Source organism: Arthrobacter sp. Hiyo1 (assembly GCF_001263615.2).
In the GTDB taxonomy this organism is placed as follows: Bacteria; Actinomycetota; Actinomycetes; order Actinomycetales; family Micrococcaceae; genus Arthrobacter.
This window is the reverse complement of sequence record NZ_DF952480.1, coordinates 30,393-37,724: the sequence shown is the minus strand read 5'-3', so window position 1 is coordinate 37,724 and position 7,332 is coordinate 30,393. Positions and strand designations below refer to the sequence as shown.

Below are 7,332 nucleotides of genomic sequence, written 5' to 3'. Positions count from 1 at the left end.
CGCCAAGCGCATCACCACGCTGGACGCCGAGCTAAAGGACAATCTCACCCGTTCACGGAGCTCTTGGAGTCCAGCCCCGCCGCTCCGCTTCTGGAGGAAACAGGAATCGGGACCGTGACCGCCGCCGTGGTCTACACGGCTTGGTCGCATCTAGCCAGGTACGTTCGGAGGCCGCCTTCGCCGCTCTGGCCGGGGTCAATCCCATCCCAGCATCGTCGGGGAACACAGTCCGACACAGACTCAACAGAGGAGGCGACAGGCGCCTCAACAGTGCACTCCACATGGCCACCGTCGTCAGGATGGTCCACGACCCCGCCACCCGGGCCAATGCCGAACGCAAGAAAGCCGAAGGCAAGAACCCCCGAGAGATCCGCCGCATCCTCAAGAGATATCTCGCGCGGCACCTCTATCGCACCCTGAACGCCCTCCACACCCCTAACGAAACCGTCCCGAGGGCGGCTTGACAGATATAGAAGATTCGGATCATCAGTGACAGGGCAAGAAAGTCATACCGGGTCCAGCGACCAAATCCCCGGCTCTCGGGGAATAAATGTAACGGGTGGAAACCGCTCGGCTACGTCAGGATGATGCACTGGCCGCCCGCCGTGCTGGCCACATCGTCCCCCGGTTCACGCAGGCCTGGAGAGCATACGGACGCGCAGTCGACTCCGCCGGACAGGACCTGTTTGTCTGCCTGCTCTTGTGCCGGCCCTAGTCGGCCTTCCCATCGCACTGGTGCCCGCATGGCTGACCGACACTACTTGGGACGCTCCGTCGGTCCTGATGGGACGCAACTCAGTGCAGACCGCCAACGCGGTTCAGGGCGTGATCAATCTCCATGACAAACAGCCCGGCGGCCCTCGATGGAACCGCTCTGCAAATGATATTCTGCCTGACCACGGCCGGTGGTGTCACCATCAGTGCCGGCTGATGACCGGCAGCAGTTCGGTGCGCTTTCGTCCGGTCAAAGGGAGCGCTGTTGGGACGGTTACCAATGGGCGAAAACTTGAACGCGCGCGGATAGGCAGCGCCGGTTCAGGGCAGACCCAGCTACCCGCCCCTTCCGCGGAACCCGGTTGTCGCCACTTCAGGGGTCCATCAACAGAGGCCGCTGGTATTACCAGCTGACCGTTCCGCCAATCAGGATCCTGGAAGGCGCAGGATTGGCGGATTTTGATGAGAGATTTAAGGCATCGATATGGAAAAGCTATTGAAAACGACCATGTTTCATATCGCCTCATCCCGTCATTAGATCTCGTGTCACTCTGATATTGGGATCCGACTACAGATCCTGTTTCCTCTCCTGCCGCTTGCTAATGCGCCACCAAGACGAGCTGGAGCAAATGACCAATGGAGGTCAGAGTGTTGAAAGTAGCCAGCTTTAGGGGAATTCGTTCGGCCGTGTTCGGGGTAGCCCCGAGAAGGGATGCGCCCTTGTTGGCTGCCGTCCTGGCCGTCGGGATGATCGCGCTCACCGGATGCGGGGCAGGAGACCACGCCACCGCAGGCAGCTCTCCCCGGCTCCAGACTGTGTCCGTGGGACATACCAAGGACCTCTCGAATGCTCCCCTATACATCGCAATGGCAAAGGGCTACTTCGCCCAAAATGGCATCGAAGTACAGGATCAAATCATTGCAAGCGGGGCCACCGGGATGAGCTTGGTAGCCACCGGCCGGCTTAACGTGCTTCAGGCGGGTCTGTCCGCTGGTTACTTCAATAGCATCCACCAGAAGTTGGACCTGAAAATTGTCGGAGGGGGGAACGTTATGCCCGAGCCCGGCTCCGGACCAGCCCCCGGCGGTCTACTAGTCCGGAAGTCCTTGGTGGACAGCGGCCAAGTGAAGTCCATTTCAGATCTTAAAGGTCATCCCATGGCGTTGACCGGGGGCCTAGGAGCCGCTTTGAGTTATTTCGCGGACAGGGTGTTGCGTACTGGCGGTCTGAGCGTGAGCGATGTCAAAGCCGTCAACGTCGGGGTGGCCGATACCGCCACTGCGTTGAAGACGGGAGCCGTCGATGCAGCGGTCGGCGTCGAACCTTACGCGTCCCAGGCAATAAGCCAAGGAGTCGCTGTGAACTTTGCGCCCCTCCCTGCGGGCTCTGGGGTTGCAGCCATGATGTACAACTCCGCCTTCAGCTCCAGCCCGAGCGCGAAGGGCTTCTACGCAGCTATGGCACGGGCGGCGTGTGACCTACGCCCGGAAGTGGCCAAGAGCGATGAAAACCTAGCAATTCTGTCAGCCGCACTCGGCGTGCCGAGTGCGCAAATCAAAGCAACCGCATTCTATGCATTTGATATGGCCCCCAGTACGAGCAATGTAGCAGATGCAAGATTTGTGGCTAAGGACGGGCCAACTCGAGTACAAAGACCCTCTGCCGATGGATCAGTTGATCGACACCAGCATCTCCCAAAATCTCCCGGCATCTTCTGTTTGCCCCGCTTTGCCGAAAGGGTGACTTACTTGCAAACGAAAATGAATCCCATTGACCAAACCTTGATCCAGCCACATATCGCTGTTAAGGAGGTGAGCAAATCATTCATCGGCCCCGCCGGAATTACACATGCTCTTGAAAACGTTAGCCTTTCGGTAAGCGCTGGATCATTCGTATGCCTCCTTGGTCCCTCAGGTTGTGGAAAATCAACGTTGCTGAGGATCATCGGTGGTCTTGAGCAAGCCGATGAGGGTTTGTGTGAGATAGACCGCGCTACGCATCCGACTCGCCCGGCAATGGTATTTCAGGGGGGAGGTCTTTTTCCTTGGCGAACCGTGCTGCGCAATGTCACCTTCCCGCTCGAAATAGACGGAATTTCTAAGAAAGAGCGCAACGAGACTGCCCATTACTGGATCGAGCAGGTCGGTCTCCGCGGATTTGCTGACAGCTATCCTCATCAGATGTCCGGCGGAATGCGCCAGCGGGTGGCCATTGCCAGAGCTTTTGCGTCGGGAAGCGACCTTCTGCTCATGGACGAGCCTCTCGGGGCCCTCGACGCTCAAACTCGTGCCCTAATGCAGGAGCAACTTCTCGACCTATGGCAACAGCACCGTAAAACCGTGGTGTTCGTTACCCACAGCCTCGACGAAGGACTCCTGCTAGGAGACCGAATCATCATGATGTCTTCGCGCCCTGGCCGTGTTCGCGATGACCTTGAGGTCCCGTTCGATCGTCCCAGGGACGCCCGCCTCGTAGGTTCATCTGCATTTGCCGAACTGAAAGCCACCTTGTGGGACTCCCTCCGTGACGAGGTCGCAGCGGGACTCCTAATCGAAAGCAGCAACTCATGAAGTCAACACCAGCCACCTCTGACTCTGTAAGAAGCAACGTGATCGAGCGGCAGCCCAGCGAAGGACGACAGAACGTCGCGAGCAGACTACTGCAACGAGAGATCCGCAGACGCAGAAGGGATCTCATAGCAGGAGTCATAACGCCTGTTGTACTCCTAGCAGCTTGGCAGATGGCATCTCAGTTCGGCGTCCTCGACGTACGGCTGTTCTCTGAGCCCACTCGTGTTCTCGAACAAGGCTGGAAGATGCTTAGTACGGGGATGCTGACAGGCGACTCATTCGCGACCATCCAGCGGCTCGTCATCGGATACGTTATTGGAGCAGTTGTAGGGATAGCGTTCGGACTCGTCCTTGGGATGTCGCGGCTGATGCGCGCGGCCCTAAATCCAACCCTGGCAGCTCTGTACGCCGTGCCAAAAATCGCAGTCCTCCCTTTGTTGCTGCTCCTGTTTGGGCTCGGCGACGTTCCCTTGGTGATTATGGTCTTTTTTGCTGTGGTGTTTCCGGTATATATCAGCACAGAATCTGGTGTGCGCAGTCTGGATACGCAACTGATCGAAGCTGGACGGTCCTGCGGTGCCACGGGCATCACACTATTTCTACGCGTTATCCTTCCAGGCTCACTCAGTCAGATATTTGCTGGTCTGAAGGTTGCTGCCGGCCTTGGAATTGTTGTAATAATCGCCGCGGAGTTCGTCAGTGCTAACAATGGGCTTGGGCAACTTATTTGGACGTCATGGACCTTACTTCAACCCGATCCGATGTTTGTTGGTATAGTACTCGCCGCGCTCATTGGCGCCGTTTTCATCCAAATTATTGTCACACTGGAAAAGATTGTCATCCCATGGCGAAGCGGCGCGTCCGGCGTAACAAAATCAATACGGAGGGTCCGACACCATGAAGTATAGTTACGCTTCCGTTGCTCTGCCGACATTGAGTCCACAAGAAGCCATTTTTGCCTTAAGTGATGCCGGATATAAGGGGGTGGAATGGAAAGTTGGTGAAGCGCCGCATGCAATGTCCAGCACCGCAAATTCATTCCTCCAGGGCAATAAATGTACGCTGCCTCTTGACCCACGCGCCGGCGCACAAGCAAGGCTTTGGTGCGAAGAAGCAGGGCTGACGGTTGTTGGTCTGGCACCCTATGTCGAGATGGGTAACTTAAACGCGTTAGTTGCCGCGTTAGATATGGCCGTCTCAGCAGGTGCACCCCAGATCAGGGTGCAGGGCTCTCGGTTTAGCCCTGGGGGACCTACTTATCGGAGGCTGTTCGCCGAAGCCTTGAGTTTCTTCTGCATTGCAGAACGAGAAGCAGCTCGGCGTAAAATCCGTATTGCGGTCGAGATCCACCACAACACGATCTTCGCCAGCGCTTCCCTTGTCCACCGATTGGTCTCAAATTTTGATCCAGCCGTCATTGGGGTCATATACGACGTTGGGAACATGGTGTATGAAGGTTATGAAGATCACCGCATCGGAATGGACCTGTTAGGCCCCTACCTCCACCACGTGCACCTAAAGAATGCGGCGGCATTTCCTGATGAACTGCGCGCAAATGGTATTCAGAAGTGGCGCAACCGCTGGACACCGCTAGATGAAGGCTTGGTAAACGTAAAAGACTTCCTGTTGGCGTTGGAAGCAGGAGGCTACAATGGCTGGATCTCGTTGGAAGACCTGAGTACCGAACGTGATCCCCTCAGCACCCTGAAATACAACGCAGGGGTGTTGAATGCGCTGGGGGCGCCCGGCTGGGGGGCACTCATCGCCAGCTAACTGATCGGATCGGAGAGGAGACGAGGTTTGGAACTTCGACAGCTCCGCTATTTCATGGCTTTAGTGGAGCACGAGCATTTCGGTAGGGCTGCAGCTTCGCAGGGAATCAAGCAGCCGCCCCTGTCACTGCAGATCAAAAGTTTAGAGCAGGAGCTTGGCGTTCAGCTCTTCACCCGGAATCGAAACGGTTCCAAACTCACCCCTGCGGGACGAACCTTCGCAGAGCATGTGCGCACCATTCTGGAATCCATTGAAACCGCTCAGCGAGAGACGCGTCGTACGGAGCGCGGGGAACTTGGCCACCTCAATGTCGGTTTCCTTGCCTCTGCGCTCACTTCTATCCTCCCCAATGCGTTACGTGTATTCGCAGGAAGCTGGCCGGATGTCACGGTCGAACCCCGGGAATTCCGGAAAACGGCAGACGCCATGACGGCATTAAGTGCAGGAAGCGTTGATGTTGCATTCGGCCGCCCTCCTCTCGCCACCACTGTAACGTCTGGCTCCCTTCTGGCATTGAGGTTGACCAAAGACACCACGCATGTTGTGCTTCATCGAAGTCACCGGCTTTCCTCTGCGCCCGTCGTGGATCCGCGGCTGCTTTCCAAAGAGAAATTCATTCTTTCCCCGCTAGAGGAGCGCTTTCCTCAGTACTGGCATTTGGTATGTAGAGCGGCAGGATTCGAGCCGCTCGTCGTTGCGCGAGTTCAGGGTATCAATACGGTTGTCAGTTTGGTTGCGGCAGGGATTGGGGTGGGTGTCGCACCGGGACCTTCTTCTATGAGCGGGCGAATGGACGTCGTCATGCGTCCCCTCCGTCACCGAGTCATGGCACCCCCCCTGACGTTGATATGGCGCGCGACTGACCGTCGCCCAATGGTACTTAACTTCATTGACGTGGTGAAGAAGGATTTGGTAACTAATGCCGAACCGATGTCGGACAGTGAATACGATCGCCGCTATTTGTTGGATCTCTATGCAGATATAGCGGCGATCAAATAAATAATCCAATCATGCGTACTTGTCATCTGCTTAACCAATGCCGCGCCCATGCGAGTCTCCATTAATCAACTCCGAAGTGGCGGTCACAATTTTACAAAGCTCCCAAAAGAAAGGCACGAACCCGATGAGACTGTCTACAGTTGAACACCTTCACAGGCTCTCCCCGTGAACCGCGCAGAGTCCCCCGGGGAAGCGGGCTTTACCAGGGCCCTGACAGTACGGAGGAACCCCAAGTGGGGAAACGACGCTGCCCGACGGGCAGGTATGAGTACCAGTGTCATTCATGATCACTGACACTGCCCGGCTCTTCTTTACAGACTCGCTACCGCTGGCGCAGAGAGCTGCGACCGATAGTTGTTCAATGTCTGTACCCACGCTGCTAATCCATGGCTGGTTGTGTGACTCTGACGACTGGATTTACCAGCTTCCTGCCCTGCGGCAACGTTGCCGCACTATCGCCGTCGATCTCCGAGGACATGGTCGTTCATCAGCACCACCCGACGGCTACTCCCCGCAAATTATGGCTGCTGATGTCGCAGCCCTCCTCGAGAATCTCGAAGTAGACCGAGTCGTAGTGATGGCACATTCATCGGGGGCAGAGGTCGCAGTCGCCCTGGCGTCCCAGATTCCAGAAGCCGTGCACGCGCTGATTGCTGTTGACCCCTCCTATGGTCTGCCCGAAGAGAACCGGGCGAGGTTTGAAGAGTTTGCTGCCCGGCTCGCCGGTCCTCAGGGCGCTGAAGTGGCCAGCGCCCATTTTGCTTCTATAGAGACAGCCTCCACCCCAGATCACCTCAAGGAATGGCATGTACGACGACCTCTGGGCGCTCCCCAGCACGTTCTTCAGAACACAATGCGAGAATTTGCATTGGGACCGGAAGGGCTACGTCTGCAACCTCAGAGCGACCGACACCTCCTCAACCGTCAGGCTCCTGTCCTCTCCTTCCATCGCGACCACGTCCGCGCGGAAGCAGACCTAGTTCGGTGCATCAACCCGTCCAGCTCCTCATTGGTCTACTCCGGATCAGGGCACTGGCTTCACCAAGAACAGCCGGAGCGGTTCACAGCTGACGTTGAACGGTGGTTGTTGAAACTGGATGGGAAGGTAGTAGAAAGCGACTAGGACCCGCGCGGTAAGTTCGGCCCCCACTCCCCTGATCTGGTGTTCCTTGGGCACTGGCAGGGTTTCGGCGGTGGGGATCTTATACCCGTCGCGTTAAGTGGTGATCTCCACGGCGAGCTGGCCACATTGCTCCTGCCGGGCCCGGTCCAAGT

At 57.1% G+C, this 7,332-nt stretch carries 5 protein-coding genes and 1 pseudogene; all 6 read left to right on the top strand.

The window, feature by feature from the left end; all coding sequences use genetic code 11:
- Nucleotides 1–464: pseudogene (locus tag AHiyo1_RS23465) on the top strand (transposase); the annotation flags it as partial.
- Nucleotides 465–1,362: 898 nt separating this feature from the next.
- The gene (locus tag AHiyo1_RS23460; RefSeq protein WP_172465738.1) at nt 1,363–3,285 is read left to right on the top strand and encodes an ATP-binding cassette domain-containing protein; all 1,923 of its coding nucleotides are present in this window, start codon (nt 1,363–1,365) and stop codon (nt 3,283–3,285) included.
- Nucleotides 3,286–3,455: 170 nt separating this feature from the next.
- Complete coding sequence (locus AHiyo1_RS23455) at nt 3,456–4,193, top strand: ABC transporter permease (RefSeq protein WP_059390223.1); 738 nt, start codon at nt 3,456–3,458, stop codon at nt 4,191–4,193.
- Nucleotides 4,183–5,058 (top strand): sugar phosphate isomerase/epimerase family protein, encoded by an 876-nt coding sequence (locus AHiyo1_RS23450; RefSeq protein WP_084784702.1) that lies wholly within the window; start codon nt 4,183–4,185, stop codon nt 5,056–5,058. The genes AHiyo1_RS23455 and AHiyo1_RS23450 overlap by 11 nt, the downstream gene beginning before the upstream one ends.
- 27 nt (nt 5,059–5,085) lie before the next feature.
- Nucleotides 5,086–6,057, top strand: a complete 972-nt coding sequence (locus AHiyo1_RS23445; protein ID WP_084784701.1) for a LysR substrate-binding domain-containing protein — start codon at nt 5,086–5,088, stop codon at nt 6,055–6,057.
- A 283-nt stretch (nt 6,058–6,340) separates the two neighbouring features.
- Nucleotides 6,341–7,180 carry an alpha/beta fold hydrolase gene (locus AHiyo1_RS23440; RefSeq protein ID WP_148667754.1) on the top strand — a complete coding sequence of 280 codons (840 nt, stop codon included), beginning with the start codon at nt 6,341–6,343 and terminating at the stop codon, nt 7,178–7,180.
- The last annotated feature ends 152 nt before the right edge of the window (nt 7,181–7,332 follow it).